16 protein-coding genes are annotated in these 17,912 nt (G+C 56.0%); 11 read left to right on the top strand and 5 right to left on the bottom strand.

What is annotated here, in order from left to right:
- From ACEW72_RS02685 to ACEW72_RS02660, 6 genes are all read left to right on the top strand, one after another.
- Complete coding sequence (locus ACEW72_RS02685; protein WP_373474840.1) at positions 1 to 1,530, top strand: acyl-CoA synthetase; 1,530 nt, start codon at positions 1 to 3, stop codon at positions 1,528 to 1,530.
- A 57-nt stretch (positions 1,531 to 1,587) separates the two neighbouring features.
- Entirely contained in the window at positions 1,588 to 3,009 is a 1,422-nt protein-coding gene (locus ACEW72_RS02680; RefSeq protein ID WP_373474839.1) for an aldehyde dehydrogenase family protein, read from the top strand.
- A gap of 269 nt (positions 3,010 to 3,278) precedes the next feature.
- On the top strand, positions 3,279 to 4,448 hold the full coding sequence (locus tag ACEW72_RS02675; protein WP_373474838.1) for an acetyl-CoA C-acetyltransferase: 1,170 nt from the start codon (positions 3,279 to 3,281) through the stop codon (positions 4,446 to 4,448).
- 124 nt (positions 4,449 to 4,572) lie between these two features.
- Entirely contained in the window at positions 4,573 to 5,355 is a 783-nt protein-coding gene (locus ACEW72_RS02670; protein WP_373474837.1) for an SDR family NAD(P)-dependent oxidoreductase, read from the top strand.
- 4 nt (positions 5,356 to 5,359) lie between these two features.
- Positions 5,360 to 6,232: a crotonase/enoyl-CoA hydratase family protein gene (locus tag ACEW72_RS02665; protein WP_373474892.1), complete on the top strand. Its 873-nt coding sequence runs from the start codon at positions 5,360 to 5,362 to the stop codon at positions 6,230 to 6,232.
- Between the two features lie 29 nt (positions 6,233 to 6,261).
- Positions 6,262 to 6,900, top strand: coding sequence for a TetR family transcriptional regulator (locus ACEW72_RS02660; protein ID WP_373474836.1), 639 nt, complete (start codon positions 6,262 to 6,264; stop codon positions 6,898 to 6,900).
- Positions 6,901 to 6,930: 30 nt separating this feature from the next.
- Here the strand turns inward: ACEW72_RS02660 and ACEW72_RS02655 are convergent, their stop codons facing one another.
- Entirely contained in the window at positions 6,931 to 8,124 is a 1,194-nt protein-coding gene (locus ACEW72_RS02655) for a CaiB/BaiF CoA transferase family protein (RefSeq protein ID WP_373474835.1), read from the bottom strand.
- Positions 8,125 to 8,196: 72 nt separating this feature from the next.
- On the opposite strand from ACEW72_RS02655, the gene ACEW72_RS02650 reads away from it, so the two are divergent.
- On the top strand, positions 8,197 to 9,693 hold the full coding sequence (locus tag ACEW72_RS02650; protein ID WP_373474834.1) for a hypothetical protein: 1,497 nt from the start codon (positions 8,197 to 8,199) through the stop codon (positions 9,691 to 9,693).
- Positions 9,694 to 9,741: 48 nt separating this feature from the next.
- Positions 9,742 to 10,176 carry a DUF6491 family protein gene (locus tag ACEW72_RS02645; protein WP_373474833.1) on the top strand — a complete coding sequence of 145 codons (435 nt, stop codon included), beginning with the start codon at positions 9,742 to 9,744 and terminating at the stop codon, positions 10,174 to 10,176.
- 98 nt (positions 10,177 to 10,274) lie between these two features.
- Here ACEW72_RS02645 and ACEW72_RS02640 read toward each other — a convergent pair whose 3' ends face one another.
- From ACEW72_RS02640 to ACEW72_RS02630, 3 genes are read right to left on the bottom strand one after another with little or no spacing between them, the layout of a single operon-like run.
- A complete protein-coding gene (locus ACEW72_RS02640) occupies positions 10,275 to 11,249 on the bottom strand; it encodes an alpha/beta fold hydrolase (protein ID WP_373474832.1) in 975 nt (324 codons plus the stop codon).
- 21 nt (positions 11,250 to 11,270) lie between these two features.
- Positions 11,271 to 11,462, bottom strand: a complete 192-nt coding sequence (locus tag ACEW72_RS02635) for a helix-turn-helix transcriptional regulator (protein ID WP_373474831.1) — start codon at positions 11,460 to 11,462, stop codon at positions 11,271 to 11,273.
- Positions 11,459 to 11,863: a hypothetical protein gene (locus tag ACEW72_RS02630; RefSeq protein ID WP_373474830.1), complete on the bottom strand. Its 405-nt coding sequence runs from the start codon at positions 11,861 to 11,863 to the stop codon at positions 11,459 to 11,461. Before ACEW72_RS02630 ends, ACEW72_RS02635 begins: the two co-directional genes overlap by 4 nt.
- A gap of 187 nt (positions 11,864 to 12,050) precedes the next feature.
- On the opposite strand from ACEW72_RS02630, the gene thrS reads away from it, so the two are divergent.
- From thrS to ACEW72_RS02615, 3 genes are all read left to right on the top strand, one after another.
- Positions 12,051 to 14,051: a threonine--tRNA ligase gene (gene thrS, locus ACEW72_RS02625; protein WP_373474829.1), complete on the top strand. Its 2,001-nt coding sequence runs from the start codon at positions 12,051 to 12,053 to the stop codon at positions 14,049 to 14,051.
- 14 nt (positions 14,052 to 14,065) lie between these two features.
- Positions 14,066 to 14,803, top strand: coding sequence for a TSUP family transporter (locus tag ACEW72_RS02620; RefSeq protein ID WP_373474828.1), 738 nt, complete (start codon positions 14,066 to 14,068; stop codon positions 14,801 to 14,803).
- 82 nt (positions 14,804 to 14,885) lie between these two features.
- A complete protein-coding gene (locus ACEW72_RS02615; protein ID WP_373474827.1) occupies positions 14,886 to 15,608 on the top strand; it encodes a CHAP domain-containing protein in 723 nt (240 codons plus the stop codon).
- 3 nt (positions 15,609 to 15,611) lie between these two features.
- Here the strand turns inward: ACEW72_RS02615 and uvrB are convergent, their stop codons facing one another.
- The gene (gene uvrB, locus ACEW72_RS02610; protein WP_373474826.1) at positions 15,612 to 17,798 is read right to left on the bottom strand and encodes an excinuclease ABC subunit UvrB; all 2,187 of its coding nucleotides are present in this window, start codon (positions 17,796 to 17,798) and stop codon (positions 15,612 to 15,614) included.
- Between the last annotated feature and the right edge of the window lie 114 nt (positions 17,799 to 17,912).

The following is a 17,912-nucleotide window of genomic DNA, read 5'->3' as shown; positions in this document are numbered from 1 at the left end:
ATGGGACATCCGGTCGTCCATGCCGCTGCAAATCCTGACAAGCCCGCCGTCATCATGGCGGGATCAGGCGAGACGATCACGTATCGAGAATTGGATGAACGATCGAACCAATGCGCGCACCTGTTCCGCTTGATAGGATTGCAACAGGGCGACACAGTTGCCTTCTGCCTTGAAAACCGCGCCGAGTTTTTCGATCTGGTCTGGGGCGCGCAACGGGCCGGACTGATCTATGTCGCGATCAGTTGCCGCCTGACGGCTTCGGAAATGGACTATATCCTGAATGATAGCGGGGCAAAGGCTCTGTTTGCATCGTCCTATCTGGGTGCGACACTTGACCACCTGCAAAGCCCGGTGCAGCGTTTTATACTGGGTGGTCCCTATGCCGGATGGACAGATTATACCGCTGCTGTGTCCGCCATGCCGACAACGCCGATCGCCGACCAGCGGGCTGGGACGGATATGCTTTACAGTTCCGGGACTACTGGCCAGCCCAAAGGCGTGCGTTTTCCGCTGCCCGAGGATCCAGACATCGCAGGGACCAACCCGTTATCGGGCCTGGCGATGATGGCGTTCAAATTCTCCGGCGACAGCATCTACCTGTCACCGGCGCCGCTCTACCACGCCGCGCCACTGCGCTGGTGCATCGCCGTTCACCGTCTGGGCGGCACCGTTGTCGTTATGGAGAAATTCGATCCCGAAGCCGCCTTGGCTGCGATCGAGAAATACAAGATCACCGCCAGCCAATGGGTGCCGACGCATTTTGCCCGTATGCTCAAACTGCCCGAGGATGTGCGAAACAAATATGATGTTTCGACGCTGGAAACCGCGGTTCATGCGGCTGCGCCTTGTCCTGTGCCGATCAAAGAAGCGATGATTGACTGGTGGGGACCAGTGCTGCGCGAATATTATGCCGGCACCGAAGGGCAAGGGATTACCTTCATTTCAAGCGAAGAATGGCTGACTCACAAAGGATCTGTAGGTCGCGCGCTCAATGCGGTTATGCACATTTGCGATGAAAATGGTGACGATGTCCCTGTGGGTCAGGAAGGCACCGTCTTTTTCGAAAGTGCAGCTTCGTTCAGTTACCATAATGACCCCGAAAAAACGAAGGGCGCCACGAACAAGCATGGCTGGACCACATTGGGCGATGTCGGGCGACTGGACGAAGAGGGTTATCTCTACCTCACCGATCGCAAGAGTTTCATGATTATATCCGGCGGCGTGAATATTTACCCGCAGGAAATCGAGAATCATCTGGTCGCCCATCCCAAGGTTCGGGACGTCGCGGTTATCGGCGGACCTCATGATGAAATGGGTGAGGAAGTGATCGCGGTTGTCCAACCGCTCGACATGGCAGACGCAGGCGATGCCTTGCGTGACGAGTTGACCGCTTATGCCCGCGAAAAGCTATCGGGCATCAAAATTCCGCGCCGCATTGATTTTCGCGATGAATTACCGCGTCATGATACCGGCAAGCTTTACAAGCGGTTGTTGCGCGATGAATATTGGACGAAACAGGACAAAGTCTAGGCTCGGTTTCCCCGCAGAATGATTATATAAGTCGAGAGACTCGTAAGGAGAGATGTGATGACCACGCAGTATAAAAACCTGATCAACGGCGAATTGGTTGCAGTCGACAAATGGATCGATGTTGTTAACCCTGCCAACGAACAAGTCATCGGGCAAGTCCCCGATTGCGGACAGGCGGAACTGGATATAGCGGTGGCGGCGGCGCGCGCTGCGTTTCCCAAATGGAAAAAAACGACCGTTGAAGAACGCCGCGCCTGTTTTGCCAAAATGGCCGATGCCATCAAGGCGAACAGTGATGAACTGATGCGCCTGTTGACCAGCGAACAGGGCAAGCCGCATATGCAGGCGGGCAGCGAAATTGCCGGTTGCGTCGGTATGACGCGTGCGTTGCCGATGTTGAATCTCGACGAAAAAATCAGCGAAGACAGCGATAAGCGCCTAAGCCGCACGCGCCGTGTCCCGGTGGGCGTTGTCGGTGGAATCGTGCCGTGGAATTTTCCGGTGCTGATGGCGGTGCAGAAAATCGTGCCTGCCTTGTTGTCAGGCTGTACAATGGTGTTGAAACCTTCGCCGTTCACACCTTTGGCGACCTTGCGGATGGCAGAATTGATTGCCGGCGTTTTCCCACCTGGTGTTTTGAACATCATTACAGGCGGTGATGCGCTTGGGCCTATGCTGACGTCGCATCCCGATATCGACAAGATTACCTTCACCGGTTCAACCGCCACGGGCAAGCGCGTGATGGAATCGGCTTCGAAAGATTTGAAGCGGATCACGTTGGAATTGGGTGGAAACGATGCCGCGATTGTCTTGCCAGATGCGGATGTTGCCAAGGTTGCCGAAAAGCTGTTTTGGGCGAGCTTTTACAATGCGGGTCAGGTTTGCATCGCGGCAAAGCGCATCTATATTCATGAAGATATTTATGACGAATTGTCGGCCGCAATTGCCGCTTATGCGAGCGCCGTAAAAGTGGGCGATGGCGCCGAGCAGGGAACAGCGATTGGCCCGATCCAGAACAAGCAGCAATATAACCGCGTTCTGGAATTGATCGCCGATGCCAAGGACAAGGGATATAAATTCCTTGTTGGCGGCGACCACGACCCTTCGATTCCCGGCTATTTCGTGCCTGTGACGGTACTCGACAATCCACCGGAAGATGCACGCATTGTGGCGGAAGAACAATTTGGTCCGGTCATGCCGCTGATGAAATTCTCGACCGTCGACGAAGTCATCAGCCGCGCCAATGCGTCGGATTACGGACTAGCTGGATCTATCTGGACGAGCAATCCCGAAGCCGCAGTGGCAGTGGCAGAACAGTTGGAGACTGGCACGGTCTGGATTAATGAATCGATGCATCTTGCCCCCAATGCGCCCTTTGGTGGACATAAGCAGTCAGGTTTTGGCGCGGAATTGGGCGAAGAAGGCTTGCTCGAATTCACCTATCCGCAAGTCATCACAATCGCGCGCGAAGCGGCTTAATTCCCTCTCCCATTGGGAGAGGATACGAAGCGTTATCAGCTTGCTGATTACGCGCAGTTGGTGAGGGGCTCTACTATGCCAATAGCGCAGAACCCCTCACCCAGCTTCGACTAGCAAACAAGTTTGCAAGTCTGCGCAACCCGTGGAGCCTCTCGGATCAGTCCGGGGGACTGGTCCCTCCACGCCCAATGGGAGAGGGAAGTTGCCCTTGACTCTCGGTTTACAAAGTTTAATCGTCTGATTAAATTTTGACCCATAGGAGAGTGAAGATGGCTGATGCTTATATTGTAGACGCGGTCCGCACCGCGGGTGGACGACGGGGTGGGAAGCTCGCCGGGGTACATCCGGTAGATCTGGGCGCCGCCGTTCTGGATGCGATTGCCGACCGCAATGACTTTGATCCCGCGGCGATTGAAGATGTCATCATGGGCTGCGTCATGATGGGCGGTGAGCAGGCAGGCGATGTCGGCCGCAACATCGTGCTGGCATCCAAACTACCCAATTCGATTCCTTCGGTCAGTATCGACCGGCAATGCGGATCTTCGCAACAGTCGATGATGTTTGCCGCACAGGGTATCATGTCGGGTACACAGGATATTGTCCTGGCCGCCGGTATCGAAAGCATGACCCGCGTACCCATGGGTTCGACATCAATGCTGTTCAAAATGGAAGGCCTTGGCACTTACAAGAGCCCCCGGCTCGAAGAAGCCTATCCCGGCATCATGTTCAGCCAGTTCATGGGCGCAGAAATGTTGGTGAAAAAGCACAGCTTTTCGCGTGAAGATCTGGACCAGTTCGCTTTGGAATCGCACCAAAAGGCGATAGCCGCGACGCAAGCGGGATTGTTTGCCAACGAAATAGTCGGTGTCGAAATCGAAACGCCAGAAGGCACTATGATCCACAATAGCGATGAAGGCATCCGCTATGACGCGACAATTGAAAGTTTGTCGGGGGTAAAATTGTTGCAGGAAGGCGGCTCGATTACCGCGGCCAATGCCAGCCAGATTTGCGACGGTTCGTCGGCGGTCTTGATCGTGTCGGAAAAGGCTCTGAAGGACCACGGCCTGACCCCGCGGGCGCGGATCGTCAACCTGACGGTCACCGCGGGTGATCCGGTTATCATGCTTGAAGAACCCTTGTTCGCAACCGACCGTGCGTTGCAGCGTTCGGGAATGAAAATCGAAGATATCGATTTGTATGAAGTGAATGAAGCGTTCGCACCTGTGCCATTGGCGTGGCTGAAACATATCGGTGCTGATCGTTCGCGGATCAACGTGCATGGCGGCGCCATTGCATTAGGCCATCCGCTTGGTGCGTCGGGTACCAAATTGATGGCGACGCTCCTCAACGCGCTTGAGACGCGCAAGGGCAAATATGGCCTCCAGACCATGTGCGAAGGCGGTGGCCAGGCCAATGTGACGATTATCGAACGGGTTTAATATCAACGCACCGTCACCCTGAACCTGTTTCAGGGTCCATCGCGCCGCGCAACCGGCGGCAAAGTCGATAGATGGATGCTGAAACAAGTTCAGCATGACGGTTAAAAAACGGAGAGCAAGTACAATGAAACTGGATTCCACAATCGCAGCCGTCGTAACCGGCGGGGCATCGGGACTAGGCGAAGCCACCGCGCGTGCGCTGGCCGCCAAAGGCGTAAAGGTTGCGCTGTTCGACCTGCAGGCCGAAAAAGGCATGGCCGTTGCCGCCGAAATTGGCGGCATTTTCTGCGAAGTGAATGTCACCAGTGATGACAGCGTTGATGCAGGCTTTGCCAAAGCCCGTGCGGCCCATGGGCAGGAACGCATACTCGTAAATTGCGCCGGCACCGGAAATGCCATCAAGACAGCCGGCCGATCAAAGGAAGACGGCTCCATCAAGCATTTTCCGCTGGATGCCTTTGACCGCATCATCCAGATAAACCTCGTCGGCACATTCCGCTGCATTGCCAAATCGGCTGCGGGCATGCTGACACTCGACCCGATGGAAGATGGCGAGCGCGGTGCGATGGTCAACACTGCGTCGGTCGCCGCCGAAGATGGCCAGATGGGGCAGGCGGCCTATTCCGCATCCAAGGGCGGCGTTGTCGGAATGACCCTGCCCATCGCCCGCGACCTGATGAGCGAAGGTATTCGGGTGAACACCATCCTGCCGGGCATCTTCAACACGCCGTTGATGAACGGCGCGCCGCAACAGGTGAAGGATGCGCTTGCCGCATCGGTGCCATTCCCCAAACGGCTGGGCAATCCCGAAGAATATGCGATGGTCGCATTGACCATGATCGAATGCGGCTATTTCAACGGCGAAGATGTCCGCATTGACGGCGCAATCCGCATGGCACCGCGCTGACATCATGACCGACTTCGCCCAAATCCGTTATGACGTTGCCGATGGCATAGCCACCATCACGCTCAATCGCCCGGAGAAGATGAACGCCTTCACCAATGTGATGATGCGCGAAATGTGTTCGGCGTTTGATTTGGGGGACGCCGATGATGCGGTCCGTGCGGTCATCGTAACGGGTTCGGGCGATCGGGCTTTCTGTGCAGGGGCAGATCTGACGCCCGATGGCGGCGGCGATGTCTTCGCCAGCGGGTCGCAGGTCGAGTCGCTCTCGGATGAGCGCGTACGCGATTCTGGTGGACGACTGACACTCCGGATATTTCAGTGCAAAAAACCCGTTATTGGCGCGATCAATGGTGCGGCGGTGGGCATTGGCGCGACGATGCAACTGCCAATGGATTTCCGGCTGGCAAGCGACACAGCACGTTTCGGCTTTGTCTTCGCGCGTCGGGGCATTGTTCCCGAAGCGGCATCAAGCTGGTTTCTGCCTCGTCTGGTGGGCATGCAACAGGCGCTGGAATGGTGTATGACCGGCCGTGTTTTTGACGCGGCTGAGGCGCTTGCCGGAGGACTGGTTCGCTCGGTCCATGCGCCGGGTGACCTGCTCGCCGAGGCGACAAAGCTGGCGCGCGAAATTGCAGACAATACCGCGCCTGTTTCGATTGCCCTGACGCGGGCGATGCTGTGGCGTTTGCCGTCGGCGGATCATCCGATGGCCGCGCACCAGATCGACAGCCGGGCGATTTACCGCCGCGCGCGGTCCGGTGATGCGGCCGAAGGGATTGCGAGCTTCCTCGAAAAGCGGCCGCCTGTATATCCCGATAAAATATCCACAGATATGCCGGACTTCTTTCCTTGGTGGAACGAACCTGCTTATAAGTGACGCTACGTCAGCGAGGGAATAGGGAGCATATGGCCAGCATTGGACCCAAATTGATAAGCGAAGCACCTGAGAGCGGAAATGCCCGTGACCAGTTGATAGACGCTGCCAGCCAGATCATGCGTGACGGCGACACGATAGACTTGTCGTTGTCCGAGTTATCCATGCGGGCCGGTCTCAACAGCGCGCTCGTCAAATATTATTTCGGTAACAAGAACGGCTTGATGCTGGCCCTGCTCGACCGGGATATGGGCAATATCGTCCATGGCCTCGGTGCGCTGGTCGCCAAAGACATGCCGCCGGAAGAAAAGCTGCGCTTTCATATCGGCGCAGTGATCGACACTTATTACGCCTTTCCCTATCTTAACCGATTGTTGATGCGGATGGTGCGCGACAGTGCACCGACCGAGGCAGCCCGGATCGCCGATCTTTATCTCCGCCCTATTTCCAAGGCCTATGACACGCTTATCAGCGAAGGTGTGAAAGCGGGTAAGTTCCGCAACATCGACCCGCAGTTTTTCTATTTCACCGTCACCGGCGCTGCAGACCGCTTCTATTCCTCCCGCCTTGTTCTGCGGCATTGCTATAATCAGCACGATTTCAACGAAAACATGCGCGACCGGTATCGCGACCATACGATCGAGCTTATCATGCGGGGGTTGTTGGTTTAGCTGAATTCCCTCTCCCGAAGGAGAGGGGCTTCACATCCCCAACGCTTTCCTTATCTCGTCGCCATCTGCGTCCAGCATGGGTGGATGGGCATAATTCGTCACAGGCGTTCCGGCATAATGTACAGGATGCTTCATGGTGCGATATTTGCCGATATCGGGGCTTTCGCGTTCTTCGAAAAAGCCGACATCGGTCAGATGCGGATCAGTTAACACGTCGGCCATGCGGTTATATTTCATCGCCGGAATGTCATTTTCCGCCAACAGGTCCAGCCATTCGGCTGTCGTCCGTTCGGCGGTCACTTCTTCGATCAGCGCGTACAGTTCGCCCGTATGTTTGGTCCGTTCCTGATAGGTGGAAAAGCGTGGGTCATCGAAGACGCCGGGCCGACCGCCCAGTTCAAAAAATGTCGCCCATTGCCGGTCATTATAAGGAACGATGGCAATGAAACTGTCCTTCGTCGGATAAGGCCGCCGCCGCGGATTGACTGACCTTGTATAACCCATTCGACCATTGCCGGGAATGAAGGTTTCACCCCACAGATTTTCAACCATGTGAAACCAGGTGAAGCATTCGAACATCGGGACCTGCACAAATTGCCCGCCTTGACCCCCTGCACGGGCCAGCAAGGCGGCCATAGTGGCGTTGGCTGCGAACAGGCCGCTAACCTTGTCGGCTACCAGCGAAGGCGCGTAGGTGGGCCGCCCGCCATCACGCTGCTCGCTTAACGCGGCAAAGCCGGACGCTGCCTGAATGAGATCATCATAGGCCTGCCGTTCGCCATAGGCCCCGCCTGCGCCAAAGCCCGCGCAATGCACATAAACAATGTCAGGGTTGATGGCTTTAACCGCATCATAGCCAAAGCCGAGGCGTTCCATGCCGGCCATCCGGACATTATGGATGAAGACATCGGCTTCTTCGAGCAAGGCTTCCAGGACAGCCTTGTCCTCATCCTTTTTAATATTGAGATTGATCGCCTTTTTATTGCGGTTCAACGCGGCAAAGATCGGCCCGTGCTGCTTCGTGGGCGAATCACCTGCATGGCGCATCAGGTCGCCCGGCGTATTGCCTTCGCTGTTTTCGATCTTGATGACTTCCGCACCCAGATCGGCAAGCTGCACCGTGGCATAAGGCCCCAAAACCACGGTCGCCATGTCAACGACTTTGATGCCCTTTAACGGCCCTGTCGGTTCTGTGTCCCATGTCAATTTCGGCCAGGTTGCCATTGCGCTCTCCTTTATTCTTGCATCACCTGCTAGCATATTTAAGCGTGCGGTTAAGCGAATAATGAGAGGCCGATGATGAGCAATTTTGATAACAGCGCACCCGTCATCATTGGCGTAGGCGAGGCAAGCCGCAAGACGGTGCCGGGGGAATGGCCTCGGCCGGTCGATCTGGCCGGGCAGGCGATCAAATTTGCGCTGGCTGATACGGGTCAGGCGCATGCGGTTTCTGCCGCAATCGACACCATAGCCGCCATCCGGACATTTGAGGACAGCGGCGTATCCTTGGGCACCGGTTCCCCCGATAACACGCCCGAAGCATTTGGCGCAGCAGGCGGCATCAGCGCCCGAAACCTGATCTATGCCGATATCGGTGGCCAAAGCCCACAGGCCATGGTGCATGAAATGGCCGGTGCGATCCGGCGCGGGGAAACGCAGGTTGCGATCATTGTCGCCGCAGAAGCCACTGGCACGGCCAAGCGGGCGCGCAAGGCAGGGATTGAACTAGACTGGCGCTTGCCGTCGCAAACCGCATTCGACAATCGCCTGTCCAGTTTTCCTATTCTCAGCCGCAACGAAATACGCCACGGTATTATCTCCATGCCGCTCGCCTATTCGCTTCTGGAAAATGCGCGACGGCTGGGTTTGGGCATTTCCCGCGAAGACTATCTGGTCCATATGGCCGAATTGAGCGCGGCGATGTCGGTCAAATCCCTGACCCGCGAACATGCCCAATTTGCAAAGCATTTTACGACGCGCGACCTGATGCGTGACCATGAAAGCGATTATCGTCTGACCGATATCTACCGGCGTTGGCGTGTCGCGCAGGACGCCGTTGATCTGGGCGGTGCCATCCTATTGACCAGCGCAGGCAAGGCACGCGAAATGGGCGTGTCCGATGACAAGATGGTCTGGCTTGCCGGGGCCAGCGAAACCAAGGAACCGCCCTATAGCGAACGTGCCGACATATTGCACGCCTGTGCGCTGGACTACGCCTTGCACGCCGCGCTTGACCAGGCGGGAGTCGCGGCAACTGATCTGGGGCCTGTCGACATTTACAGTTGTTTCCCGGTCGCCGTTTATGGGGCGGTTGATACTTTGGGTGATCCCACGCGTTCGCTGGGGGATTATACGCTGACCGGCGGACTCAACTTTTTTGGCGGACCCGGAAACGGCTATGCCACCTATAGCATAGCCGCCATGGTCGATGCTTTGCGAAGCGACGGTTCCAAACCGGCGTTGGTAACCGCCAATGGTGGCGTTATGTCAAAACAGGCGGTCGGCATTTATACCGCCCTTCAACCCGCGCAGCCGTGGATGGGTGACGTCGCAACTGGATATCAGGCCAAATCGGTGGAACTGGACAGCACGCCTCAGGGTAAAGGCAAAATCCTGACCTATGCCCGGCCTGTGTCCAAGGACCAGATAGGGGCCGCCACCTTATTGATAGCCATGGAAAATGGCACACGGGCCATGGCTGTACTTGAAGATGTGGCCGACATCGAACTTGGCGGGATGATCGTAAATGTCACGCCACAAGAAAAAAGACATAGCGCTACTATATATTGCTAATGTGCCGTTCAGGTTGGTAATGTGATGTATCGTTCAAGGAGCAATATCATGCACAAAAAAATGATTCTCGCATTGGCCGTACCTGTTTCGGCAATCGCCACACTTGCGGCTTGTGGACCGGTTGACAGCACTCCGAAGCCCTTAACCGATAAACAGTCGGTTCGCCTGACCAAGGAACTGTCCGGAAAGGTTGCGAGCGAACCTGTGAACTGCATCAACGATTTCAACGGCGAAAATATCATCCGTATCAGCGACGATATTCTCCTCTACCGTGTCTCAGGCAGGCTTGTGTATAAAAACACCTTGCGCAGCGGGTGCCCCGGTCTTGCCAATGGCCATGATATATTGGTGACAGAACAGTTTGGCAGCCAGAAATGCCGGGGCGACTTGATAAAGCTCGTCGACCGGACAAGTGGCATTCCGGGGCCCGTGTGCAGCCTTGGAGAATTCGTTCCCTATCGAAAGGAAAAGACGGGCGGATAATCCGTCCGGTCTGTCCGCCACCAACGTCGTCGTTGTTTCGGCAGACTTGGACACAGCGCCCGTCCTGGGCCAAACGGTCTTTTGCTGATATGGCAGGGTTATTTACCCTCCGGCTTTTTATCGAGGAAAAGGTCGAGCTCTGCGCCAAATTTTTCCGGTTGGTCCAGCGTGATGAAATGGTAGCTGCCAGTTATTTGGACTGCCTTAAAGTTTGGCGTTCCGGCATATTGCGGGATGAAGGCCGCTGTAGATTGTTCGACGGTCATCGCGCTATCGTCCTGTGCGTAGAGTAATGTGACCGGCGCGGTTATCTTTGGGAGTTCGGGGCGCAAATCAGTTGTCATGACATCCAGCAATACCTGGGCGATAACCCGGGAGTCCGAATTTCTGCTCCATCGGTCCACCAGGATCCGGCCCTCGGCGGTATTGGTCAAACGACCTGCCTGGCTTTGCGGTCCGGGGTCGGTCCCTGTATCTTTCGGTGCTGGCTGGCCATAAGAGGACCGGATACTGGCGGCCATCCGTTCGGCTTGCGGACGCACTAACTCTACCGTCGCTGCAGGGTTAAACAATGTTCCAATGAAGGGTAAGGCGTCTACGACCATGACCTTTCCAACCCGATCAGGATAGCGGGCCGCCATTATTAAAGCTGAAAGGCCGCCCATTGAATGGCCGATGATCGCTGGCTTCTTTCCGTTTTTTGCGACGATATGTTGCGCGATATAATCAGCCAGTTCCTTAATAAACGGATCGAGAACGGGACCATCGGCATTGATTTGTGCATCGTCGCCGAAGCCCCGGATTTGCACGGCATGGATCCGAATGCATCCGCTTTTGGCCGCCACTGTTGTGCTCCATACATCGCGTGGCGACGCGAGGCCGGGGATCAAGATCACATCATCGACATCGCCCTTTGACGGGCCTTCGATATGGACGCTGAAACGTTGACCTTCGAAGGTTGAGCGTTCAATTTTGGTGGCTTTTGCGGGATCGCATTGTGTGGGTTTTGCGTTAAGCGATGATGACACGAAAAGACAAAGCGTGGCCAACATCAAAGATAAGATCAGTTTCATTGTAGGTCTCCAAAGAGGTAATCAGTCGCGTAGGAAAATGGCTTCGATCGGCAAACCGAACAGATCGGCAATTCGAAAAGCCAGCGGCAGCGACGGGTCATATTTTCCTGTTTCGATTGCGTTGACCGACTGGCGCGATACGCCAAGCGCATCGGCCAGGTCCTGCTGGTTCCAGTCGCGCTCGGCGCGCAGAACTTTCAGACGGTTTTTCATGCTTTCCAACGCACAAACGGGCCAGCGATACCAAGCGCCCCGAACCAGAGGACGCCCATCCATTGAGGCCCTGTCGACACCACATCATAGACTTGCAGAAACTGCCACACAGTGACGATAACTAAAGTAATCGCAGTGGCGAGCAATGTCTGCTTGGCAAATAACAGCCGTTGATACTCGTCATCGGTTTCGACCAGCAATCGAAAAATTGCCCAAAAAACGCCGATAACAGGAAAAGCGGTTATCAGTGCCAGTCCGATTAATGTGGCTTGCGAATGGGGTGCCCCATTACGTGCAAAAAACAGACTGCCGGTCAAAATAAGGACGTATGCCGTCATGAACATTATGATCCGTATCGTATAGCGGCGCATATAGGGCGCCATCCTGTTCTTCTCGATCATGTCAAATACCCTTATAAAAAAGACAAGCACTCTTTACTTAATTAACCCGCAGTGTCAAGCGTCCTTTCCATTTTTTCCAAATTGCCGAATATTTCACGCCAATTCGCCTGTTTCTGCAGGGTTGCGGCTTTGGGTGAGGGCTGGCAAAGGGGCGCTTCTTGAAACTTTTAGAAAGTCAGTCTTTCCCATGTCCGAGATGATCCGCGTCACCCTTCCCGATGGCTCCGCCCGTGAAGTGCCTTGCGGAACCACCCCTGCGGAGATTGCCGCCGCAATTGGTCCCGGCCTTGCCAAGGCTGCGCTTGCTGCCCGTGTGGATGGCGAGGTGCGTGACATCATGCGGCCTTTGGAAACGGACACCCATCTGGCGCTGATTACTGCAAAAGATGAAGGCGATGCGCTTGAACTGGCGCGGCATGACTTTGCACATATATTGGCCGAAGCGGTGCAGGCGCTGTTTCCCGGGACCCAGATTACGTTCGGGCCGGCGACAGATGACGGTTTCTATTATGATGTGATGGCACCGGCGAATCGCGGACCGTTTACGCTCGATGACCTGCCTGTCATTGAAGAAAAAATGCGCGAGATAATTCGGGCCGACAAGCCGCTGCGCCGCGAAGTCATGGCCCGCGATGCGCTGATCGCGACATGGGCGGCGGCGGGCGAAAGCTTCAAGGCGGAATGGGCCCGTGAATTGCCCGATGGCGAAGAACTGACGGTTTACTGGTCGGGTGATGACTGGATGGATATGTGCCGCGGGCCACATCTGGCATCAACCGGAAAGCTTGACCCGCAAGCGTTCAAGTTGACGCGCGTCGCCGGTGCTTATTGGCGCGGCGATCAGAATAATGCCCAGTTAAGCCGCATTTACGGCACGGGTTGGTTGAGCAAGAAGCAGCTTGATGCCCATCTAGTCCGGTTAGAAGAAGCGGCAAAGCGCGACCATCGCCGCTTGGGCCAGGATATGGACCTGTTCCATTTGCAACAAGAGGCGCACGGCTCGGTATTCTGGCATCCGCATGGCTTTACAATCTGGCGCCAGCTTGAATCCTATATGCGCCGTGCCATCGACGCGACAGGCTATCAAGAGGTGAAGACGCCGCAGGTGATGGACGCGCGGCAATGGGAACAGTCGGGCCATTGGGGCAAATATCGCGAAAATATGTTCGTGATTCCCGATGAAGTGCCGAATGTGGATGATGAAGGTCCTGTCATTTCAGGCGACGCGGACTGGATGGCCTTGAAGCCTATGAACTGTCCGGCGCATGTGCTGATTTTCCGGCAGGGCATCAAATCCTATCGCGACCTTCCGCTGCGACTATACGAGAATGGGTGTTGCCACCGGAACGAGCCGCATGGCGCGTTGCACGGGTTGATGCGGGTGCGACAGTTTACACAAGATGACGCCCATATCTTTTGCCGCGAAGACCAGATTGTCGCCGAAGTCCAGGATTTCTGTGCGCTGGCGGACCGGATCTACAAGGATTTCGGCTTTACCTATTCGATCAAGCTCGCGCTCCGACCCGAAAAGCGGTTCGGCTCCGACGCCGATTGGGACAAGGCGGAAAACGAACTGCGCGATGCGGTTGCGCGCGCGGGACTTGCGACCGCAGAATATGGTTGGGAAGAATTGCCCGGCGAAGGGGCGTTCTATGCGCCCAAGCTGGAATGGCATTTGACCGACGCCATTGGACGCACATGGCAGGTAGGGACAATCCAGTCCGACCGCGTACTGCCCGAACGGCTGGACGCAAGCTATGTCGGCGAAGATGGCGCGCGCCACCGGCCGGTCATGCTGCACCGCGCGATATTCGGTTCTTATGAACGCTTTATCGGCATATTGATCGAACATTATGCCGGCCGCTTCCCCGTCTGGCTGGCGCCGGTTCAGGCTGTGGTGGCGACCATTGTTTCGGACGCCGACGGCTATGGTATTGCCGTTACAGAACGGCTCCGCGCCGCAGGATTGCGTGTGGAAAGCGATTTCCGCAATGAGAAGATCAATTATAAGGTGCGCGAACACAGCCTGGCAAAAGTGCCGCATCTGTTGGTTGTCGGTATGCGCGAGGCAGAGGAAGGCAAAGTCGCGATCCGCTCCTTGGGCTCGGATGGACAGCGGATCATGTCGCTGGATGACGCGATCGGGATGCTGACCACCGAAGCCACGCCTCCGGACTTGCGAACATAAATCCGGTCGATATTTTGGCAGGCATCGACCCTGTCACGTTGGCGGCGGCTGCGGCCATGACTTTTGGCGCGGCCTATGTCCGTGGCCTTACCGGTTTTGGTATGGCTATTATCCTGGTTCCGCTCCTAGGGCTGATCGTGACGCCAGCCGAAGCCGTTGTACTTGGCATATTGTTGCAAGTGTTGATCGGGCCGGTCGGCATTAAGACAATCTATGCAGACGCGCACCGCAAAAGCGTGCTCAATATTGCGGCCTATGCCGTTGTGGCGACGCCGTGTGGCATTTGGCTTTTGCAGCAGACGACGCCCGCCGTGGCGCGTTTGCTGATTGTTCTGATTGCCATTGGAGCGTTCATACTGGTTCTGTTGCCGCCGCGCGCCGAAATACGGCCGGGGCCCAAGGAAACCGCACTAACTGGAATCGCTTCAGGCATATTGAACGGATTTGCGGCGATGCCGGGGCCGCCGGTTGTGCCATATTATTTGCGCCAACCGATTCCCCCCGCCGAAGCGCGGGCATCGATGTTGCTGGTCTTTTTCGCCACCGCGATTGCCGGAACAATTTCATCCCTGGCGCTTGGTCTGGCCAGTTGGCGGCTGCTTTTGCTGTCGTTGATATTGTTTCCCCCGTTGGTGGCCGGCAATTGGCTGGGAGCAAAATCTTTCGGCCAAATTCCAGCGCACATCTGGCGCCTGTTTGTGGCGCTGACCTTGGGGTTGGCCGCGATTTCGGCTGTATCAAGGCTGTTCTGATCTTCACTTGCCCGCACATTTAACAGCGCGTTAACCATAAACATTATGCCTGCATTTGTGATCTTAATTTATCACATTTTACATGAGAGCGCTTTTCTTGTCCTTATTGCTGGTCGCTTCACCAGCGTTCGCGTTGAATGAAGGCCTGCAATGCGTGCCCTATGCACGGGCCTTGTCGGGCGTGACCATTTATGGTGACGCGCATAGTTGGTGGGGGCAGGCCGAGGGCAAATATGCCCGTGGAAACGCACCCGAAGTTGGCGCAGTGCTCGCATTCCCGCCCCATGGCAAAATGCGCCTAGGCCATGTCGCGGCTGTCCGGCGCATATTGGATGATCGGACTATCATCATCAGCCACGCCAACTGGTCAACGATAGGCGGCGTGCGTGGGCATATCGAAGAAGACGTCCGCGCCGTAGACGTGTCCGAAGCGAACGACTGGAGCCGCGTCCGCGTCTGGTACACACCCAACGAAGCCTTAGGCAGCACCGAATGGCCGGTGCACGGTTTCATCTATCCCAAACAACGCCGCAGTGAAGCCGACGCACGCAAGGCTGTCGCGATGCTGTTGAAAGATCGCACCGTTCCGACATTACCTGCCTCTGCCGCACCGGTACGCATGGCAGAGCTGGCCGCGCCTGCGATCAAATCGGCAGCGTTGAAAACAGGCTTCGGTCTTTCGGGCGATCTGCTGAAAGACATTGATCGCAAAGCAGCCAAAGAAACGAAGGCAACACCAGCCCCGGCGAAACCGGTACGCCTTGCCTCGGTAGAAAAGCTGATAGCGAAGCTGCCAAAAAGCTAAAGTCTACCGCCCGAACTTCCGCTGCGTTTTGCCATAGCGCATCTTGCGCGTTCCCGGCTTGCCTTCTTGCGCCCTTCCCACAGGTGCTGCCACATGTTGCTCATGCGGCAACCCAAGTTCCGTCGCCTCCAGCGAGCGGATTTCGTCGCGCAGGCGTCCGGCTTCTTCGAATTCCAGATCCGCCGCGGCCGCGCGCATTTTCTTTTCGAGGTCTTCGATATAGGCGCGCAGATTGTGGCCGACGAGGTTGTTAGACCCTTCGGCATCGATTTCGACCAAAACCGAATCCCGGCTGGCGGTGTCGGCAACGATATTGTGGATATCGCGTTTGATCGTGGCCGGAGTAATGCCATGCTTCACATTATACTCGTGTTGCTTTTCCCGGCGCCGGTCGGTTTCGCGGATAGCGCGTTCCATGCTGCCCGTCATACGGTCGGCGTAGAGAATGACGCGCCCGTCGACGTTACGCGCCGCGCGGCCAATGGTCTGGATCAGACTGGTTTCGCTGCGTAGAAAACCTTCCTTGTCGGCATCCAATATCGCGACCAACCCGCATTCCGGAATATCGAGGCCTTCGCGTAACAGGTTGATACCCACCAGAACGTCATAGACCCCCCGCCGCAAATCGCGGATGAGCTCGATACGTTCCAGTGTTTCGACATCGGAGTGCATATAGCGCACCTTCAGCCCAGCCTCGTGCATGAACTCGGTCAGGTCTTCGGACATGCGCTTGGTCAAAGTCGTCACAAGTGTCCGGTATCCAGCCTCGGCAGTTTTGCGGCATTCGTTGATGCAATCCTGCACCTGGTCCTCGACCGGCTTTATCTCGACCGGCGGGTCGATCAGGCCAGTGGGCCGGATCACCTGTTCGGCAAAGACACCGCCGGATTGCTCCATCTCCCATCCGCCCGGCGTGGCTGATACGCACACCGTCTGTGGCCGCATGACATCCCATTCGTTGAAGCGCAGCGGACGGTTGTCGATGCAACTGGGCAGGCGGAAACCATATTCGGCCAAGGTCAGTTTGCGCCGGTGGTCACCCTTGGCCATCGCGCCGATTTGCGGAACGGTCTGGTGGCTTTCATCGACGAACAGCAGTGCATTGTCGGGGAGATATTCGAATAACGTCGGTGGTGGTTCGCCGGGCAGGCGGCCGGTCAGAAAGCGGGAATAATTTTCGATCCCGGCGCACGACCCGGTGGCCGCAATCATTTCCAGATCAAATTGTGTCCGCTGTTCCAGCCGTTGCGCCTCCAGCAATTTGCCTTCGGACACCAGTTCCTTCAGCCGTTCCGACAATTCGAATTTGATCGCCTCGCTCGCCTGCTTCATCGTCGGACCCGGCGTGACATAATGGCTGTTGGCATAAACGCGGACGCTGTTCAGCTTGACGCCCGTTGTCCCGGTCAGCGGGTCGAACTCGGCAATTTCCTCAATTTCGTCGCCAAAGAAACTGATGCGCCACGCCATATCTTCATAATGGCTGGGGAAGATTTCCAGATTGTCGCCGCGTACCCGGAAGTTACCGCGCGTGAAGGCTGTGTCGTTGCGTTTGTACTGTAAGGCGACCAGCTTGCGAATCAATTCGCGCTGGTCGACATTATCGCCCTTTTTCAGGTCGAAGATCATCGCCGAATAGGTTTCCAGCGAACCGATGCCGTATATGCACGACACAGATGCCACGATCAGCACGTCGTCGCGTTCCAAAAGGGATCGGGTGGCCGAATGCCGCATCCGGTCAATGGCTTCGTTTACCGAGGACTCTTTCTCGATATAGGTATCACTGCGCGGGACATAGGCTTCGGGTTGGTAATAGTCATAATAGCTGACAAAAAATTCGACTGCATTGTCGGGGAAAAAGCTTTTGAATTCGCCGTAAAGCTGCGCCGCCAAAATCTTGTTAGGCGCCAGAATGAGTGCGGGTCTTTGCAATTTTTCGATGACCTTGGCCATCGTAAAGGTTTTACCGGAGCCTGTTACACCGAGCAGAACCTGATTTTTTTCGCCCGCCAATGCGGTTTCCGCAAGTTCGCGAATGGCGGTGGGCTGATCCCCCGCCGGTTCATAATCAGAAACAATACGAAAAGGCTTCCCGCCTTCCATCTTGGGTGGGCGTTCGGGTTTGTGTGGGATGAAATTGCCGACCGTATCCGGTTCTTCCAGCCCACGGCGGATAATCAGTTCAGCCATGTTCGCGTTATGTACTTTTTGGATAAAAGGGGCAAGAGAGAAGCGCCCGGCATCGTGACTAAATTTTACGGCAAGGCATCACTTTTGCATTGTGGATCTTTTTATCCCTGTTGC

This window comes from Sphingorhabdus sp., assembly GCF_041737645.1.
In the GTDB taxonomy this organism is placed as follows: domain Bacteria; phylum Pseudomonadota; class Alphaproteobacteria; order Sphingomonadales; family Sphingomonadaceae; genus Sphingorhabdus_B.
The sequence above is the reverse complement of the archived record's forward strand: the minus strand, read 5'-3'. Positions and strand labels throughout refer to the sequence as shown.